The organism is Hymenobacter sp. YIM 151500-1 (genome assembly GCF_025979885.1).
Lineage (GTDB): Bacteria > Bacteroidota > Bacteroidia > Cytophagales > Hymenobacteraceae > Hymenobacter.
The window spans coordinates 4,311,035-4,329,158 of the sequence record NZ_CP110139.1; the positions used below are offsets into that span (position 1 = coordinate 4,311,035).

Here is an 18,124-nt window from a genome sequence, read left to right on the forward strand (position 1 = left end):
TACTCTTTTTGTAGAAAACTTCCGCTCTGCACTTTATTCGTTAGCTACGAAAAGTCTGCTTCTCTCCGGAGGCAGACTTTTTCGTGTAAATAGCTGATTGTCAGAAATAGAAGCGAATGGGTAACAAATTGATTACTTTTGCGGTTGAAACGCGACACGCATTCAGCTACCTATCATCATGGTTGAAACCAAGACCACGGCCTACGTTCCGTACAAAGTAAAAGACATGTCTCTGGCCGAGTGGGGCCGGAAGGAAATCCGCCTCGCCGAAGCCGAAATGCCCGGCCTGATGGCTCTGCGCGAGGAGTTCGGTGCCAGCAAGCCCCTGCAAGGCGCGCGCATCGCCGGCTGCCTGCACATGACCATCCAAACGGCCGTGCTCATCGAAACCTTGAAGGAGCTGGGCGCCGAGGTTACGTGGTCGTCGTGCAATATCTTCTCTACCCAAGACCATGCCGCCGCCGCCATTGCCGCCGCGGGCATTCCGGTGTACGCCTGGAAAGGCATGAACGAGGAAGAGTTTAACTGGTGCATCGAGCAGACGCTGTTCTTCGGCGAGGAGCGCCAGCCCCTGAACATGATTCTGGACGACGGCGGCGACCTGACCAACATGGTGCTGAACCAGTACCCCGAGCTGGCCGCCGGTATCAAAGGCATCTCGGAGGAAACCACCACCGGCGTGCTGCGCCTGATGGACCGCGTGAAAGCCGGCACCCTGCCCATGCCCGCTTTCAACATCAACGACTCGGTAACCAAGTCGAAGTTTGATAATAAGTATGGCTGCAAAGAGTCGGCCGTAGACGCCATCCGCCGGGCTACCGACGTGATGATGGCCGGCAAAATTGCCGTGGTGGCCGGCTACGGCGACGTAGGAAAAGGCACGGCCGCTTCCTTGCGCGGCGCCGGGGCCCGCGTCATCGTCACGGAAATTGACCCCATCTGCGCCCTGCAAGCCGCCATGGATGGCTACGCAGTGAAGAAGATGAGCAATGCCATCAAGGAAGCCGACATTGTGGTAACGGCTACCGGCAACTGCGACATCATCACCGAGGAGCATTTCCGCGCCCTCAAGGACAAGGCCATTGTCTGCAACATCGGCCACTTCGACGATGAAATCGACATGGCGTGGCTGAACAAAAACTACGGCCACACCAAGGACACCATCAAGCCCCAGGTGGACCTCTACAGCATCGACGGCAAGGAAATCATCGTCCTGGCCGAAGGTCGCCTCGTAAACCTGGGCTGTGCTACCGGCCACCCCTCGTTCGTGATGTCGAACTCGTTCACGAACCAAACCCTGGCGCAGCTGGAACTGTGGCAGAACGCCGACCAGTACGAAAACAAGGTGTACACCCTGCCCAAGCACCTCGACGAAAAAGTAGCCCGCCTGCACCTAGCCAAAATCGGGGTGGAGCTGGATGAGTTGAAGCCCAAGCAAGCCGAGTACATCGGCGTATCGCCGGAAGGCCCCTTCAAGTCGGACCTGTACCGCTACTAAGCGGCCCAGCTTTAAGCAAAACCCCGCTCGGTTTAGCGCCGGGCGGGGTTTTGTATGTGCTATATTCTTTACCGGTGAGTATCAGTGGTTGGTATACTTCCAGTATGTGATTCGACTGAGTGATAAATCGACATGCCCAGTAGCTTCCATTGGTGAGACATCACAACGTGATAGTTGAGTTTACCCAGCTCAGAATTGACCGTGCCCATATCTGCCGTCCATTTGTGACCCATTACAAACCCCGAAACGTCAGCATACAAACCCAGCGGTTCTACTCCCGAGGTGGTACGGTTGCCTTCAACACGGAGGCTAAGAGAATGAATTACGCTGAGAGTTTTAGAATGATCTGCGCTCCAGTTTCCTAATGATTGACGGCTTGCTTTCTGCGCCAATAGATTCTCATCAGGCTCGTTGACCACAGAACCTCCCGCACTGGCACAAGTAGTTAGCAGTCCTATTGTGAATATAAGAGTTAAACCTGTTCCAATCTTCCGCCGAAGCACTACAAGGACCTGAAGCCAAGAGTACAGGAACAAAAGCAGGAGAAGAAGATTGAGGAGTGACCACAGGAGAGATGCCATCCGATCTGATGTGTATGGTTTCTGAATAGTTTAGAAAAACCGCTGCCCTACCATCTGCTCCGACTGTTCCCACAGTGCCTGAACATTTTCGGGGGTGTTAAAAGGGTGCTGCACGGGTTCAGCGCGTTTCTTGGCGAAAAAACCGCCGCTGCTGTTGCCTGCTGCCGGGTCGAGAGCCAGGAATAAGGTGGTTTCGGCGCCTTTTTCCGGGGAAAGCAGGAAAGGGCGGGCCAGTTTCACTCCCCAACCCAGCAGGCCGCCCGACTGCTGGCCGAACCCGGTGGCTACTACGCCGGGGTGTAGGCTGTGGGTGATGACGTTCTGGATGTTTCGTTCGCGCAGGCGCCGCGCCAGCTCTTGCGTGAACAGGATATTATAGAGCTTGGTGTTGGCGTACTGCCGCATAGGGCTGTAGCCACGTTCCTGGTTAAGGTCGTCGAGGCGGGGCTTAGCCATCTTGTAGCCCATCGAAGCCACGTTGATAACACGCGCCGCCGGGCTCCGGCGTAAGTGGTCCAGGAGCAAGGCCGTCAGCAGAAAATGCCCCAGATGATTGGTGGCCAGCGTCATTTCAAAACCCTGCTTCGATACTTGTCGCGGCGTGCCAAAGAGCAGGCCGGCGTTGTTGATTAACAGGTCGAGCCGCGGGTAAGTAGCCTGAAACTCGGTGGCAGCCCGCCGCACCTGTTCCAGGTCCGACAAGTCGCATAGCACCACGCTTACCCGGTCGGGGCCGGCCACCCGCGCAATAGCGCGGCGCGACAACTCGGCTTTGTCAGCGTTGCGGGCCAGCAGCACTACATGGTAGCCGTAGCGGGCCAAGTCACGGGCCGTAATTTCACCGATGCCGGAAGTAGCGCCGGTAACCAGCGCAACGGGAGGAGCCTCTGTGGACATAGCAGGTAGAGAGAAGAGAACAGAATGCCGGATGCAGACGCAAGCGGGGGCTAAATATTGTAGCTAAATTCTGCACCGCTCCCGGTTGGGCTTGCGGGCTAAGAGACGGTGGTAGCTTTCGAGCTGAAAACCGGGGCTTTGGCTATAAGAATTGGCTGCTGATTACCATTCCCCAACCTTTAGTGTGCCACCTCTAGCTGGAGCATATGCGGGCGGGCGGCAGCATCCACAATTCGCACTATGTACCTACCCGCGGGTAGCCCATCTACCGGAATGTCGAGCGTAGCGGCTAGGGAGTCGTATGTTCGCACTTGCTGCCCGCGAGTATTGAAGAGCTGCACCGTGCGGCGGCCGGCATAGCTAAAGTCCAGGGTGGCGCGGGTGTGGGCGGGGTTAGGGTAGAGCCGGGCAGGCACGGCAATGGCAGATGCTGGTAAGACAGATGCCTGGCGGGCGGACTGCTGTAAGCGGTAAGCTGGTAGACTGTCCAGTTCAGCTGCGTAAAAGGTCCGCAGGTGCTTGATGTCGAAGCGCAGCCGTATGCTGTCAGGTTCAGGGTGGCGGTAACGGACCAGCTCAGCTGCATACCCTTTCCTAACGGCAGCAGCCAGATGGCTCATCTGGAGGAAGCCAGTCAGCAAGCCGCGCACCTCACCGTCCCGGATTTGCACCGCATGAACCCAGCAGCTCGAGTTAGCCTGCGGCTCCACCACATAGTAAAGCCGACGGTGCCGAAGCACCCAAGCGTCCAGCAGCAAACTGCTGTCGGCCAGGTTGATAATCCGGCTGCGCTTGGTGGATGGGTCAAACTGGGTAGCCAAGTGCAAAGTGTCATCGGGGCCAAGCAAGGTCAACTGTGGGCCAAGCACCCGAACCAGGCTAACAGAGCGCTTGACTGTAACAGCATCAAAAGCTGCTCCCGGAAACTCAGGCTGTAAATTTTCGCACCCACTCAGGCCGGCAGCTGCCCCAAACAGTAACCCCCAACCAAGCAGCAGTAAGCCAAGACGTGACATAGGATTCGGCATCAGACGGTGGACCAGTCCTGCTGAATCCGAATTTGGCAACTATGTCACCTTTGCGGGGCGTGCAAAATCATGGCGCCGCCAAAACCCCCGATATTTGCCGCTGCTATGCCCGTTGCCGTTCCCTTATCTGTCGTCATTATCACCTACAACGAAGAAGCCAACATCGGCCGCTGCCTGGAAGCCCTGCACGAAGTAGCCGATGAGGTAGTGGTGGTTGATTCGTTTTCCACGGACCGCACTGTGGACATCTGCCGCCAGCACGGGGCGCGGGTCATTCAGCACGCTTTCGAGGGCTACGTGCAGCAGAAGAATTTTGCCACCGCCCAGGCCCGCCACGACTACGTGCTTCAGCTCGATGCCGATGAGGTGCTGACTGAGGAGCTGCGCCAAAGCATCCGGGCGGCCCGCCACAACTGGCAGGGTGGGGGCTACACCCTGGCCCGCCTCACCAACTACTGCGGCTCCTGGGTGCGCCACGGCGGCTGGTACCCCGACCGGAAGCTGCGCCTCTACGACCGGCGCTGGGGCCAGTGGACCGGCTTGCTCCTGCACGAGCGGTACGAGCTGCAACCCAATCAGCCCGCCCCCTTGCCCCTGGCCGGCGACGCCCTGCACTACTCGTATCATTCCGTGGAGCAGCACGTCAGCCAGCTCAACCGCTTCACCAGCATTGCCGCCGAGGAGCTGCGGCTGCGCAATAAGCGGCGCGTCACGCTGTATCATCTGCTGCTGAAGCCCTGGTGGAAATTCGTGCACGGCTATTTCCTGCGGCTGGGCTTTCTAGATGGGTTTGCCGGCCTGTGTATCGCCGTTATTTCGGCCTGGGGCGTGTTTCTGAAATTCGCCAAGCTCAAACTCAGAAAGTAGCCTCCGCCACTCTATAGGTTACAGCATTTAACGCCCAACGCAGCCAACTCACCACTTCACTACCCCATGCTCACCTTTCTTATCAGCCGCACCGATGCCATTGGCGACGTAGTGCTGACGCTGCCGGTGGCGGGTCGGCTTAAGCAGCTGTTTCCGGGGTGCCGGGTGGTGTTGCTAGGGCGCACCTACACGGCGGCCGTTGCCGCCGCCTGCCCAGCCATCGATGACTTCCTGAACTTCGACGACCTGCTCCAGCTGCCGCCCGCCGAGCAGGTAGCCGCGCTCCGCCGCCAGCAGGCCGCTGCCATTGTGCACGTATTCCCGAACAAGCACGTTGCCAGATGGGCCCGGCAGGCCGCAATTCCCCTGCGCATCGGCACCCGTAACCGGTGGTTCCACTGGCTCACCTGCAACCGCTTGGTAGCACTAAGCCGCAAAAATTCACTTCTGCACGAGGCTCAACTCAATCTGCTACTGCTTCAACCTCTGCACCAGCTAGCCGCCCAGAGTGGAGCCACAGGGCCTTCGGACACCCTAGCTCAGCCTATACCGCTACCGGAGCTAGGCCGATTGGCACCGCTGAGGCCGGCGGCCCCGCTGCCCACCGAGCTGCGGCAGTTGCTGGAAGCTCGCCGGCCGGGGCAGCTCAACGTGCTTCTACACCCGCGCAGCCGGGGTAGCGCCCGGGAGTGGGGCCTGGCGCACTTCGGGAAACTGGCCCGCCTGCTACACCACAGCGGCCACCGCGTATTCGTGACAGGCACGGCGGCGGAAGAAGAGGAGCTGCGCACCTGGTTAGCTGAGCACCAGCCCTACTTGGCCGCCGACCTCACCGGCCAGCTGAGCCTGCCGGTGTTCATCAGCTTCATAGCCGCCGCCGATGGCCTGGTAGCGGGCAGCACCGGACCCTTGCACCTGGCGGCGGCGCTGGGGCGGCACGCGCTGGGGCTCTACCCGCCCATCCGGCCCATGCACCCCGGCCGCTGGGCGCCGCTGGGCCCGCACGCCACCTACCTGGTTTTCGACAAGCCCAACTGCCAGGATTGCCGCACGCAGCCACAGGCCTGTGCCTGCATCAAAGCCATTGAGCCGGCCCAGGTCGGGGCCCAGGTTCAGGCCTGGGCACCCTTGCCTTCCGGTGGTTTCTGAGCTACTTGCTTTCCGAATGGGTCTTTTTTCTTTTTTACATCGTCCGGGCAGCTTTGCACTATGGTGGCGCACCGGGCGCCTTTCCCAGCACCTGTTGTGGCTGGCGTGCATGGCCGGAGTAGCGGGGCTGTTGGCTTCTAGGGCGCTGGTGGCCCTTAGCCCCGTGGCGGGCGTAGTGGCGGCGCTGGCCAACCCACACGTGCGGCAGGAGCTGCCCCGCTGGCTGCGGCTGCGCACGGTGTGGCCCCCGCTGCTCTTGTATCTGCTGCTGGTTGTGAGCGGGGTGTACACCCAGCAGCTGGACATTTGGCGGCACGAGCTGTTTCGGCAGCTGCCCTGGCTTGGGGTGCCGCTGGCTTTCGGGCTAGCCGTGCCGCTAACCGGGCGGCAGCGCTTCAGCGTGGGCGTTTTCTTCGTGCTGGGTACGGCCGCAGTAGGAGCCGCCACCGTGGCGCAGTACCTGCTGAACCCCGCGGCCGCCAACCACGCGTTTGGCACGGGGCAGAGCATGCCTTCCGTCACACGCATCTTTCACATTCATTTTGGGCTGATGCTGGCCCTGGCTACCTTCTTTGGCCTGCTGCTGCGGCGGGAGCGGTGGGCGCGGGCCTGGCTGCGCGGAGCCTTGCTGGCGGCGGCCATCCTGTGCGGGCTCACGCTGCACGTACTGGCCTACCGTACCGGGCTGCTGGTGTTGTACGCGGGGCTGCTGTTGAATTCCCTGCTGCTCTTGCTTGTGCAGCGCAAGGTGTGGCTGGGCCTGGGGCTGCTGGGGCTGCTGGCCGGTGTGCCCTGGATTGCCTATCAGTCGCTGGAGTCGGTGCGGCAGCGGGTGGAGGCTACCACCTACGACCTGGTCCGGTTTCAGCGGGGTGAAGACATCAACCAGTTTTCCCTGGCCCGGCGGCTGGCGGCCTGGCAAACGGCTTCGGTGGTTATTCGGCAGCAGCCCTGGCTTGGCACGGGCCCGGCCGATGTGCACGCCGCCATGATGCAGCAGTATAGCTGGCGCAGCTACGGCCTGCGCCCCGAAAACCGGGCCATGGTGCACAATCAGTACCTGCACGCCCTCGTAGCCGGCGGCGTAGTAGGCTTAAGCTTGTGGCTGCTCGCACTATTGGGGCCGTTGGTGCAACCCGGCCTACGCTCAAGCCCGTACGTGTATCATTTCCTGCTGGTGCAGGCCACCGCCATGCTGGTCGATTCGCTGCTCGAAATGCAAATCGGCTTCAACTTGTTTGTATTCCTCTACGGCTTCCTCATTGTCGCCCGCGAACGGCAGCTTCGGGCCCGCTTCTACTCTGCCTGCGCCTCTCTTAGAAGGCCCGGTTTAAAGCGTACATTTGTCTAACAGCGGTATTTTTTCAATATTCAGCCGCAATTTTCAGCGTCCATGAGCGACTCTCCCGAACGGGTTCCTAAACTGAGCAAAGAGGAAAAAGACCGGCGTTTTCAGGCCGAACTGATGCCCGTGCTCGACTCCCTGTACAACTTCGCCTTCCGACTTACCCTGGACGAAGACGATGCAAATGACCTTGTGCAGGAAACTTATCTGAAAGCATATCGCTTCTTTGAGTACTTTGAACCAGGAACGAACGCCAAAGCGTGGCTGTTTCGCATCCTGAAAAACTCGTTCATCAACGATTTCCGCAAAAAAAGTAAGCAGCCTGCCAAGGTTGATTACAGCGAAATCGAAGGGTACTACAACTCGGAAGATGTGGAGGCCGAAGGCGACGCCGGCAGCACCTCAACCGACCTGCGGCAGCAAGCCGTGCGCGACCTGATCGGCGACGAGGTGGCCAGCGCACTCAACTCGCTGCCGGTGGATTTCCGTACCGTCATTATCCTCTGCGACCTGGAAGGGTTTACCTACGAGGAAATGGCCAAGGTGCTAGATATTCCCATCGGAACGGTGCGTTCCCGCTTACACCGGGCCCGCAACTTTCTGAAGGAAAAACTGGAAAGGTACGCCAAGTCGATGGGCTACGGCTCTGAGAACGGCGGCGAGGAAGAACCTGAAACCGAAGACAACGAATAACTTTCACCTCCACTTCCCCCACAAGTATGGAAACTACATCTACGAAGCTAACCAACCAGAGCGTGGCCGCCACGTCCGGCCCCGACTGTGAACGTGTGAATACGATTCTCGACCAAATCATCGTTGGGCACGAGCCCACGGCCGAAGACGAAGAGTATTTCGTCAACCACGCCGAAGATTGCTCGCCATGCTTTGACAGCATTGATAAGCAGCGCATTTTCGTTGACTTTCTGGCTCAGCACATCGGGCGCAAAGGAGCGCCGACTGCCCTGTCCACCTCAATTCTTGCGCGCGTTCAAGCAGAAATGGCCTAATTTTACCCCATGCAGGGTAAAATCATCGCCTTTTCGGCTCCGTCAGGTGCCGGCAAAACTACTATTGTGCGCCGGTTGCTGGAGCGGATTCCAGAGTTAAGTTTCTCCATTTCAGCGTGTACGCGCGACAAGCGGGGCCGCACCGAGGTCAACGGCAAGGATTACTACTTCATCTCCGTACAGGAGTTTCAGGAGAAAATCCGCCGCGACGACTTTGTCGAGTGGGAAGAAGTATACGAGGGAGCTTTCTACGGCACGCTCAAATCGGAAATTGAGCGTATCTGGGAGAGCGGCCACCACGCTGTGCTGGATGTGGACGTAAAAGGCGGCCTTAGCATCAAGGAGTTCTACAAGGACCGCGCCCTGGCCGTGTTCGTGAAGCCTCCGTCGCTACAGGTGCTGGAGCAGCGCCTGCGTCACCGCGCCACCGACTCCGACGCCAGCATCTCAGCCCGTCTTTACAAAGCCAACTTTGAGCTGACTTTCGAGGACCGGTTTGACGTTACCATCGTCAACGACGACTTGGACCGCGCCATCGACCAGGCCGAGAAGCTAGTGCGTGAGTTTATCATGTCCGAGCCCGCCATTCTGTGAGCAGCCTTGCTTCCGTGGGGAAAGTGGGGCTGCTTTTTGGCTCTTTTAACCCCATCCATACCGGGCACCTCATTTTGGCCAACTTCATGGCCACGCACACCGACCTGAGTGAGGTATGGCTGGTGGTATCGCCGCAAAGCCCCGATAAAGTAGGGCAGGAGCTGTTGCCCGAGCAGCAACGGCTGCACTTGGCACAACTCGCCATTGCCGGCAACGACCGGCTGCGGGCCCTGGATGTGGAGTTCAGCTTACCCAGGCCCAGCTACACCATCGACACGCTGGAGGAGCTGCGCCGCCGGTATCCTGCGCAGCAGTTCGTACTGCTGATGGGTGAAGATAATATGCCCGGTTTGCCTCGCTGGAAAGAAGCCGCCCGCATCCTCGCCGAGTACGAAATCTACGTGTATCCCCGCCCCGGCGTACGCACCGCCGACGCCAGCGCGCTGCCGCGGGTGCGCATCGTGCCAGCGCCCTTGCTCGACATTTCGGCTACGTTCATCCGCGCCTGCGTGCGAAACGGCCAATCCATCCGCTACCTGGTGCCGGAAGCCGTAGAGAAGCAGATTCTAGCCGCCGGCTACTGGCGTTGATGTAGAGGTTAGACTAGGAGAAGTGAGAGGTGAGACTTTGTTCCGCAACCCAGCCGGATTTTCAGAACAAAGTCTCACCTCTCACTTCTCCTAGTCTAACCTCTACTAAATAGTCATGATTTCGGCTTCCTTGCGGCTCAGCAGCTCGTCTACTTTGCTGATATAGGAGTCGGTGGCTTTCTGCACTTTGGCTTCGGCGTCCTTGATGGCGTCTTCCGAGGCGCCATCCTTTAGCAGCTTGCGCAGCGACTCATTCACGTCCTTGCGGATGCTGCGGATGCGCACCTTGCCGCTCTCCGATTCCGACTTGGCCTGCTTCACCAGGTCCCGGCGCCGCTCCTCGGTCATGGCCGGGATGTTCAGGCGCACGCCCTCGGCATCGGATTGGGGGTTCAGGCCCAGGTCGCTGTTTTTGATGGCCTTGGCAATTTCGGAAATCATGTTTTTCTCCCAGGGCTTGATAAACAGCGTGCGGGCATCGGGGGCCGACACGTTGGCTACCTGGGCCACGGGCGTGGGCGTGCCGTAGTAATCCACCCGCAGCGAGTCGAGCATGGCCGGGGAGGCCTTGCCAGCCCGGATGCGCGTCATTTCCACGCTGGTGTGTTGCAGGGCTTTGCCCATCGATTCCTCGGCTTCGTCCAGGTAAAACTTGATGTCTTCGTCCATGTGTAGAATGAATTAAAAATTGAGAAGTAAAAATTAAAAATGAGGTGCTGCTTAAAGCCGAAACTGGTTAGGGCCCAATTCCTATTTCTTCATTTTTAATTTTTACTTCAAGCTAAGCTTGTTCGGCTGAGGTGTTTTGCACGCTTGGTTGCAGGCTGCTGTGCTTAGAGTCGAAGCCTGAGGCGCTGCCGTTCATCGTCACCAAAGTGCCCACCATGTCGCCGTCGATAAGACGCTGCAAGTTGCCTTCCTTGTTCATGTCGAACACGATGATGGGCAGATTATTCTCCTTGCACAGCGTAAACGCCGTCATATCCATCACGTTCAGGTTCTTTTCCATTACCTCATCAAAGGTAATTTGCGGGTAGCGCACGGCCGTGGGGTCCTTCTCAGGGTCGGCGGAGTAGATGCCGTCCACGCGCGTGCCCTTCAGCACCACGTCAGCCTCAATCTCAATGGCCCGCAACGACGCTGCCGAGTCGGTGGTGAAGTAGGGGGAACCAATGCCCGCCCCAAAGATGACCACGCGCCCCTTTTCTAAGTGGCGTAGGGCCCGGCGGCGGATGTAGGGCTCACACACCCGCTGAATAGTGACGCCCGACAGCAGCCGCGTCGGGATGCCCAGCTTCTCCAGGGCGCTTTGCAGGGCCATGGAGTTAATTACCGTGGCCAGCATGCCCATATAGTCGCCCTGCACCCGGTCGAGGCCAAAGGCTTCGGCCTGCACACCCCGGAAGATGTTGCCGCCGCCAATAACCACGGCTACCTGCGTGCCCGTAGCGGCTACCGCCCTGATTTCTTCGGCGTACTGCATCAGGCGCTCAGCATCAATACCGTATTGCTGCTGGCCCATCAGGGCCTCGCCGCTCAGCTTCAGCAGGATTCGTTTGTACTTCAAAATAGAGGGAGTTAGGCGTGAAACGCTACGTGTGTCTGAGGCAACAACCGCCTGAGCTGCCCAGGCGGCTCCGTTATGCGCCGGTCGGCGCGGAGTTAGGCAAACTGCACCAGGACTTGGCCTTTAGTCACGTTGTCACGCAAAGTTACTTTAACAGCAGCCACGGTTCCGTCGCCGGGGGCCTTCAGGATGTTTTCCATCTTCATGGCTTCCAGCACCAGCAGCGGGTCGCCCTTCTGCACGGTCTGGCCTGGTGTCACCCGAATATCCACGATTAGGCCCGGCATGGGGGCTTTCAGCTCGTTCACTTTTCCGGCGGCTGCATTGCTCATGCCCAGCTTGTCCAGCAGCAGGTCGAACCGGTCTTTGGCTTGCAGCTCCAGGCGCTGGCCGTTGAGCTTCAGCGAAATGGTTTTGGCGGCGTAGTCGGCGGCCAGCAGCTCGGCCGTGTACGAGCGGCCCTCGTGCAGCAGGTGGTAGCGGCCGTTACCCAAGGGGCTCAAGTCCCAGGTGAAAGGCTGGCCATTTACGGTAATCGAGCCTGTGGGGCTGTACTCAATTTCCCAGAGCTGGGCCGAAGAGCCGGCGCGTACCTGTAGCATGCAAAAAGGGGGAGGGGTGGGGCAGAAAAGGGCTTAAAGATAGGCCAAATCTGAAATAAATTCGGAACTTCACCCTCCATTACCCTATCGCCTTTCCGCATGAAATACTCGATCCTCGGCGCTCTTGGCTTGGCGCTGATGTGTCAGGTGACGGCTCCCGCTCAGGCGGTTAAGTCCAGCAAACCGGCCGTAGTAACAAAGCCGGCCATTCGCAAGAAAATACCGGCCGCGCCCGAGCCGGCTTCCGCGTCGGCGCCAGCGCCGGCCCCGGTGCCTAACTGGCTGCCGTCTACCAACCCGGTGCAGCCCGCCGCTACCATCGTGCACGACCTGCTCGATACCAAGCTGGACGTGCGCTTCGACTGGGCCAAGCAGTGGCTGCTGGGCACGGCCACGCTCACGGTGCGTCCGCACTTCTACCCGCAAAGCCAGCTGGTGCTCGATGCCAAAGGCTTCGACGTGAAAACCGTGGAGCTGGTGAGCAGCGCGGGCAAAAAGGACTTGAAGTATACGTACGACAAGCGCCGCCTGACTATTGCGCTGGACCGCCAGTACCCGCGCACCGAGCAGTACCAGGTTCGGATTCAGTACGTAGCCAAGCCCAATGAACTGCCCAGCACGGGCGGCAGCGAGGCCATTACCGGCGACAAGGGCCTGTACTTCATCAACCCGCTGGGCACCGACAAAAGCAAGCCCCGCCAGGTGTGGACCCAGGGCGAGACGGAAGCCAGCTCCTGCTGGTTCCCGACCATCGACCGGCCCAACCAGCGCATGACCCAGGAAATTAGCATCACCGTCGAAAACGGGTTTAGAACCCTGTCTAATGGCTTGCTGACAACCTCACGCCGCAACTCCGACGGCACCCGCACCGATGTGTGGAAGCAAAGTCTGCCGTCGGCGCCCTACCTGACCATGCTGGCCGCCGGCAACTTCGCCGTGGTAGCCGATACGTGGCGCGGCAAGCCGGTGGAGTATTACGTCGACCCCGCCTACCAACCCACAGCCAAGCAGGTGTTCGGCAACACGCCCGAAATGCTGGACTTCTTTTCCAAAAAGCTAGGAGTAGAGTATCCGTGGGAGAAATACTCGCAGGTAGCCGTGCACGATTTCGTGTCGGGGGCCATGGAAAATACTACCGCCACCGTCATTCAGCAGCAGCTGGTGCAGTTTACGCCCCGCGAGCTGCCCGACGTGAGCTACGAAACTGAGGCCGTTATTGCCCACGAGCTATTTCACCACTGGTTCGGCGACTACGTGACCAGCGAGTCGTGGAGCAACCTGCCCCTCAACGAGAGTTTCGCCGACTACTCGGAGTTTCTGTGGGCCGAGCACAAGCACGGCGCCGACGAGGCCGCCCTGGTGCACCAAACCAAGCTCAGCAACTACCTGCAAGAAGCCCAGGACAAGCGGGAGCCCCTGATCCGGTATCGTTATGCCAATCAGGAGGATATGTTTGACCGGCACTCTTACGACAAGGGCGGGCGGGTGCTGCACATGCTGCGTCATTACGTCGGCGACGAGGCCTTTTTTGCCTCCCTGAACCGCTACCTGAACCAGCATAAGTTTTCAGCCACCGAAATAGCCAAGCTGCGCATTGCCTTCGAGGAAACCACTGGCGAAGACCTGATGTGGTTTTTCGACCAGTGGTTTATGCAGCGCGGCCACCCCGAACTGCGCGTGGCCCACGCCTTCAGCAACGGCGCTGTAGTGTTGCGGGTGCAGCAGGTACAGGATACCCTGTTTCAGCCCGTGTACCGGCTGCCTGTCACCGTCACCACCTGGACCAATAACCAGCCCACCGACCACCGCATCGTCGTTACGAAAGCTGACCAGACCTTCCGGCTGCCCGCTACGCAGCGCCCCAGCCTCGTGAAGTTCGACAGCGACGGTATTCTGCTGGCTCAGGTTACCGAGGAAAAGTCGCAGGAGGAACTGCTTTACCAGTTCAGCCACGCCCGCAACTACCTGCAGAAGTACGAAGCCATTGAAGAGCTGCGCAGCAAGTCTGGCGACTTGATTGTAAGCTCCATGCTGCGCAACGCCCTCAACGACCCTTTTTGGGCGGTGCGCCTGGCAGCCGTGAATGCGCTGCGCAAATACAAAGGCGCAGAAGGCAATGCGGTGCGCAAAGATTTGCAGCGGGTGGCAATGAACGAAAAGAAGGGCCGGGTGCGCGCCGCCGCCATCGGCGCTCTGTCCACGTTTCAAAATGAGGACTTCAGCCAGGAATACCACGCGGCCCTGAAAGACAGTTCCTATTTGGTAGTGGGGGCGGCTATTGAGGCTTTGGCGAAAGCGCCCACCGTTTCAACACGGGCCGAAGTCAGTGCGCTGCAAAACACCCGTAATCCTGCCCTCATGACGGCGCTGGCCAACTACTACGGCCTCAACGGCACTGCCGACGACTACCAGTGGTTTTTGAAGCGCAGCCAGGATGCTCCCAACGAAGTGCTCTACACACTGCTCGAAAGCTTTGGGATGTTGATGCAGCGGATGCCGCCCATTGAGCGTGAAAAGGGCATTGCTCGGTTGGAAAGCCTGGCCCGCACGCACTCGCACTTCTATGTGCGGCTGGGGGCCTACAAAGGTCTGCACCAGCTGATACCCAGCATGCCCACACTTAAACCGACTCTGCAAGATATCCGGGCCAAGGAAAAGGACGATAACCTGAAATCTATCTACAGTCTGATTCAATAAAACCAGCGAAAGTGTCGGGACCCGGCCGGAGTAGGTTTGGGTACTTATTTCTGCTCTATCAGGTAGTTAGCTCACGCAAAGCAGAAAGGAGGAAGCCAAGCTGCAAAAATATTTCCCTCGTTTTTGCAAGCAGCCTTGACTTACATCAGAAAGCCCTTAATTTTGCAGCTCCAATCGACGCCCGGAGGCTTTGGCCGCGGTTAGAGAAAGGAAAAAGGCGCTGTAAACGGCAGGCCTACATAGCTGGGGGCGTCGCATAGCGGCAATTGCGGGTGACTGTAACTCACCTCCTTCGGGTTCAAAGGTTCGAGTCCTTTCGCCCCCACAGGTATAGTTTGAAAGTTATAAAGTTGATGAGTTAGAAAGTTAGGAGTGATACGCTCACTTTTAAACTTCCCAACTTCTGAACTTCTTAACTGCCATCACGCGGGAGTAGCTCAGTTGGTAGAGCGGCAGCCTTCCAAGCTGCAGGTCGCGGGTTCGAACCTCGTCTCCCGCTCAGCAGTGATAATGAGGTGGAAAAGATACTTGCCGGTCCTGGCAAATGTTCTTACCACCACGTACCTTTGCCGAGCAAAAATAAGCCGTTGTAGCTCAGGGGTAGAGCACTTCCTTGGTAAGGAAGAGGTCATGGGTTCAAATCCCATCAATGGCTCAGAAGTACGAGTGCCACCGGGTAGTGCGCTGCACCGGTTGGATCCAGCAGAAAAGTAAAGCGACGTGCAGTCCCTACTAAACGGAGCTGCGTTTCGCTTTCTTCCTGTATAAGCCAAGTCGCGTTTTCCCCCTCTTCACCACAAAAGTTCTCTAATCTCTTTACAATGGCTAAAGAAAATTTTGATCGTTCCAAACCGCACGTGAACATCGGTACGATCGGGCACGTCGACCACGGCAAAACCACCCTGACTGCTGCTATCACCACGGTACTGGCGAACAAAGGTCTGGCCGCTAAGCGTGACTTCTCGTCGATTGACAACGCTCCCGAAGAAAAAGAGCGTGGTATCACGATCAACACGGCGCACGTTGAATACGCTACCGAAAACCGTCACTACGCCCACGTTGACTGCCCCGGCCACGCCGACTATGTGAAGAACATGGTAACGGGTGCTGCCCAGATGGACGGCGCTATCCTCGTAGTAGCTGCCACCGACGGCCCCATGCCCCAAACTCGTGAGCACATCCTACTCGCTCGTCAGGTAGGCGTACCCCAGCTGGTAGTGTTCATGAACAAAGTGGACATGGTGGATGACCCCGAACTGCTGGAGCTGGTAGAAATGGAAATCCGCGAACTGCTCTCGTTCTACGATTTCGACGGCGACAACATCCCGGTTATCCAAGGCTCGGCTCTGGGCGGCCTGAACGGCGACGCCAAGTGGGTTCCCAAAATCGAGGAGCTGATGGCCGCTGTGGACTCGTACATTCCGATTCCTCCGCGTCTGACCGACCAGCCCTTCCTGATGCCTGTGGAAGACGTATTCTCGATTACTGGTCGTGGTACCGTAGCTACTGGCCGTATCGAGCGTGGCGTTATCAACTCCGGTGACCCGGTTGACATTCTGGGCATGGGCGCTAAGCAAGGCCTGAAGTCGACGGTAACGGGTGTGGAAATGTTCCGCAAGATCTTGGACCGCGGCGAAGCCGGTGACAACGTAGGTCTGCTGCTCCGCGGTATTGAAAAAGACGACATCCGTCGTGGCATGGTTATCTGCAAGCCTGGCTCGGTAACCCCCCACACCAAGTTCAAGGCTGAGGTGTACGTGCTGTCGAAAGAAGAAGGTGGTCGTCACACCCCGTTCTTCAACAACTACCGTCCCCAGTTTTACTTCCGCACCACCGACGTAACCGGCATCATCACGCTGGCCGAGGGTGTAGAAATGGTAATGCCCGGCGACAACGTAACCATCACTGTTGAGCTGATCAACGCCGTAGCTATGGAGAAAGGTCTGCGCTTCGCTATCCGCGAGGGTGGCCGTACCGTAGGTGCCGGTCAGGTTACCGAAATCCTCGACTAGTCTTTGCTAGTAACTAGGTAATCAACACAATCCGCCTCCGAAATTTTCGGGGGCGGATTTGTTTTGTATCAACAGTTCCCTACATTTGCATTCCCAATCCAGCCCTTAAGCGGTTTGGGACGCATACACGGGCGTAGTTCAAGGGTAGAATAGAGGTCTCCAAAACCTTTGATGGGAGTTCGAATCTCTCCGCCCGTGCCAAGAATAACGGCTGCTTCGGCAGCCGTCATCTTACATAACACCTAACTGGTGCAGGCATCATGAGCAAGTTGACAAACTACTTCCGGGAAACCTCCGAAGAGATGCGCTACAAAGTAACGTGGCCGTCGCTGGAGGAGCTGCAGAAAAGCGCCGGATTGGTGCTGATTGGCTCCTTGGTATTTGCCGTGGTAGTGGGGCTAATGGATGTTGCTTTCAGCAAGAGCCTAGAGGTATTTTATAACTCGTTCCGGTAATCGGTAGCAAGCACGACAATGGGCGAGTTGAAATGGTACGTGGTCCGCTCGGTTAGCGGACAAGAAAAGAAAGCCAAAACCTACCTGGAAACCGAGATTGGCCGTCATGGCCTTTCTGAGTTGGTGCCGCAGGTGCTGATTCCAGTGGAGAAGGTGTTCGAGATGCGCAACGGCAAGAAGCGTGTGCGTGAGCGGAACCTTTACCCTGGCTATATCATCATCCACGCCGACCTCAGCCACGGCGAAGTAGACCACATCATCACTAGCACCCCCGGTGTAATTGGTTTTCTGAGTGACAAAGAAGGCAAAGCAGCCAGCCAGAATACTAAGCCGGTGCCGCTGCACATTTCGGAAGTAAACCGCATCCTCGGCATCGTGGATGAGGCGGAAGAGCAGACGGCTTCACTGGAAACTCCCTTCGTGGTGGGCGAGCTGGTGAAGATTGTGGACGGAGGTTTTGCGGGAATGTCGGGTACGGTATCGGAGGTGTTTGAAGAGCGGAAGCGTCTGAACGTTATCGTGAAGATTTTCGGCCGCAGCCAGCCCATGGAGTTGAGCTACACACAGGTAGAGAAAGAAGTGTAGAAGTGAGATTCTAGAGGTGAGAAATGTGATTCTGTTCTGGCTTCTAAACGCAATCTAACCCCTCACATCTCACATAAAAAACGTCACCGGTTATCCGCTCCGGGCCGGTGGGGCTTCCACTAGGAGCAATCAACATACCTGACGGCCTGTGTGTTACGATGCAGTGCCCGAAGTCTTTCAAACCAAATGGCCAAGGAAATTAGAGGTTATCTGAAGCTTCAGATAAAGGGAGGCGCCGCGAATCCCGCGCCGCCGGTTGGACCTGCACTTGGTAGCAAAGGCCTGAACATCATGGAGTTCTGCAAGCAATTTAATGCGCGGACCCAAGATAAGGCCGGCCAAGTTTGTCCTGTTCTCATCACCATGTACACCGACAAGTCGTTCGACTTCGTGGTGAAAACCCCGCCAGTGCCGGTACTGCTCATGGATGCTGCCAAGCTCCAGGGCGGCTCGAAAGAGCCCAATCGGAACAAAGTAGGGTCGGTTACGTGGGACCAGGTGCGCACCATCGCCGAGACGAAAATGCCCGACTTGAACGCCTTCAAGGTGGAGTCGGCCATGAAGCAGGTGGCGGGTACGGCTCGCAGCATGGGCATCACCATCTCGGGTACTTCTCCCTTTGCTGAATAATCTAACGACGGAGAAGACAC

Annotated in this window: 18 protein-coding genes and 4 tRNA genes; 17 read left to right on the top strand and 5 right to left on the bottom strand. The window is 58.0% G+C overall.

Translation table 11 applies throughout. The features are described from left to right. Window positions 1–178 precede the first annotated feature (178 nt). Window positions 179–1,498 carry an adenosylhomocysteinase gene (gene ahcY / locus OIS53_RS17895; RefSeq protein ID WP_264679943.1) on the top strand — a complete coding sequence of 440 codons (1,320 nt, stop codon included), beginning with the start codon at window positions 179–181 and terminating at the stop codon, window positions 1,496–1,498. A 611-nt stretch (window positions 1,499–2,109) separates the two neighbouring features. On the opposite strand, the gene OIS53_RS17900 is transcribed toward ahcY, so the two are convergent. Both OIS53_RS17900 and OIS53_RS17905 read right to left on the bottom strand, forming a co-directional pair. Continuing rightward, window positions 2,110–2,976, bottom strand: coding sequence for an SDR family oxidoreductase (locus tag OIS53_RS17900; protein WP_264679944.1), 867 nt, complete (start codon window positions 2,974–2,976; stop codon window positions 2,110–2,112). A gap of 179 nt (window positions 2,977–3,155) precedes the next feature. Next, window positions 3,156–3,797 (bottom strand): T9SS type A sorting domain-containing protein, encoded by a 642-nt coding sequence (locus tag OIS53_RS17905; RefSeq protein WP_264679945.1) that lies wholly within the window; start codon window positions 3,795–3,797, stop codon window positions 3,156–3,158. Window positions 3,798–4,109: 312 nt separating this feature from the next. Here OIS53_RS17905 and OIS53_RS17910 point away from each other — a divergent pair, with 312 nt between their 5' ends. From OIS53_RS17910 to nadD, 7 genes are all read left to right on the top strand, one after another. After that, complete coding sequence (locus OIS53_RS17910) at window positions 4,110–4,871, top strand: glycosyltransferase family 2 protein (RefSeq protein WP_264679946.1); 762 nt, start codon at window positions 4,110–4,112, stop codon at window positions 4,869–4,871. A 66-nt stretch (window positions 4,872–4,937) separates the two neighbouring features. Continuing rightward, window positions 4,938–6,020 carry a glycosyltransferase family 9 protein gene (locus tag OIS53_RS17915; protein ID WP_264679947.1) on the top strand — a complete coding sequence of 361 codons (1,083 nt, stop codon included), beginning with the start codon at window positions 4,938–4,940 and terminating at the stop codon, window positions 6,018–6,020. A gap of 16 nt (window positions 6,021–6,036) precedes the next feature. Next, complete coding sequence (locus OIS53_RS17920; protein ID WP_264679948.1) at window positions 6,037–7,371, top strand: O-antigen ligase family protein; 1,335 nt, start codon at window positions 6,037–6,039, stop codon at window positions 7,369–7,371. A 42-nt stretch (window positions 7,372–7,413) separates the two neighbouring features. Then, window positions 7,414–8,058, top strand: coding sequence for a sigma-70 family RNA polymerase sigma factor (locus OIS53_RS17925; protein ID WP_264679949.1), 645 nt, complete (start codon window positions 7,414–7,416; stop codon window positions 8,056–8,058). 26 nt (window positions 8,059–8,084) lie between these two features. Next, a complete protein-coding gene (locus OIS53_RS17930) occupies window positions 8,085–8,372 on the top strand; it encodes a hypothetical protein (RefSeq protein ID WP_264679950.1) in 288 nt (95 codons plus the stop codon). A 9-nt stretch (window positions 8,373–8,381) separates the two neighbouring features. Continuing rightward, a complete protein-coding gene (gmk, locus tag OIS53_RS17935) occupies window positions 8,382–8,966 on the top strand; it encodes a guanylate kinase (RefSeq protein ID WP_264679951.1) in 585 nt (194 codons plus the stop codon). A 14-nt stretch (window positions 8,967–8,980) separates the two neighbouring features. Then, entirely contained in the window at window positions 8,981–9,556 is a 576-nt protein-coding gene (gene nadD / locus OIS53_RS17940; RefSeq protein ID WP_264682392.1) for a nicotinate (nicotinamide) nucleotide adenylyltransferase, read from the top strand. 105 nt (window positions 9,557–9,661) lie between these two features. On the opposite strand, the gene frr is transcribed toward nadD, so the two are convergent. The 3 genes from frr to OIS53_RS17955 all read right to left on the bottom strand — a co-directional run bounded on the left by frr (window position 9,662) and on the right by OIS53_RS17955 (window position 11,725). Beyond that, on the bottom strand, window positions 9,662–10,225 hold the full coding sequence (gene frr, locus OIS53_RS17945; RefSeq protein ID WP_264679952.1) for a ribosome recycling factor: 564 nt from the start codon (window positions 10,223–10,225) through the stop codon (window positions 9,662–9,664). Window positions 10,226–10,337: 112 nt separating this feature from the next. Then, the gene (pyrH, locus tag OIS53_RS17950; RefSeq protein WP_264679953.1) at window positions 10,338–11,123 is read right to left on the bottom strand and encodes a UMP kinase; all 786 of its coding nucleotides are present in this window, start codon (window positions 11,121–11,123) and stop codon (window positions 10,338–10,340) included. A gap of 95 nt (window positions 11,124–11,218) precedes the next feature. Continuing rightward, window positions 11,219–11,725, bottom strand: a complete 507-nt coding sequence (locus OIS53_RS17955; RefSeq protein ID WP_264679954.1) for an acyl-CoA carboxylase biotin carboxyl carrier protein subunit — start codon at window positions 11,723–11,725, stop codon at window positions 11,219–11,221. A 99-nt stretch (window positions 11,726–11,824) separates the two neighbouring features. Between OIS53_RS17955 and OIS53_RS17960 the strand changes: the two genes are divergently transcribed. The 9 genes from OIS53_RS17960 to rplK all read left to right on the top strand — a co-directional run bounded on the left by OIS53_RS17960 (window position 11,825) and on the right by rplK (window position 18,104). Continuing rightward, a complete protein-coding gene (locus tag OIS53_RS17960; protein WP_264679955.1) occupies window positions 11,825–14,422 on the top strand; it encodes a M1 family metallopeptidase in 2,598 nt (865 codons plus the stop codon). Window positions 14,423–14,667: 245 nt separating this feature from the next. Then, window positions 14,668–14,747: transfer RNA gene (locus OIS53_RS17965), tRNA-Tyr, on the top strand. 101 nt (window positions 14,748–14,848) lie between these two features. Continuing rightward, window positions 14,849–14,921: transfer RNA gene (locus OIS53_RS17970), tRNA-Gly, on the top strand. 84 nt (window positions 14,922–15,005) lie between these two features. Next, window positions 15,006–15,077 (top strand) — tRNA-Thr (locus OIS53_RS17975). Window positions 15,078–15,243: 166 nt separating this feature from the next. Further along, a complete protein-coding gene (gene tuf / locus OIS53_RS17980; protein ID WP_264679956.1) occupies window positions 15,244–16,434 on the top strand; it encodes an elongation factor Tu in 1,191 nt (396 codons plus the stop codon). Between the two features lie 127 nt (window positions 16,435–16,561). Further along, window positions 16,562–16,635: transfer RNA gene (locus tag OIS53_RS17985), tRNA-Trp, on the top strand. A gap of 59 nt (window positions 16,636–16,694) precedes the next feature. After that, window positions 16,695–16,889: a preprotein translocase subunit SecE gene (gene secE / locus OIS53_RS17990; RefSeq protein WP_264679957.1), complete on the top strand. Its 195-nt coding sequence runs from the start codon at window positions 16,695–16,697 to the stop codon at window positions 16,887–16,889. Between the two features lie 18 nt (window positions 16,890–16,907). Then, the gene (gene nusG / locus OIS53_RS17995) at window positions 16,908–17,474 is read left to right on the top strand and encodes a transcription termination/antitermination protein NusG (RefSeq protein WP_264679958.1); all 567 of its coding nucleotides are present in this window, start codon (window positions 16,908–16,910) and stop codon (window positions 17,472–17,474) included. Window positions 17,475–17,660: 186 nt separating this feature from the next. Further along, entirely contained in the window at window positions 17,661–18,104 is a 444-nt protein-coding gene (gene rplK / locus OIS53_RS18000) for a 50S ribosomal protein L11 (RefSeq protein WP_264679959.1), read from the top strand. The last annotated feature ends 20 nt before the right edge of the window (window positions 18,105–18,124 follow it).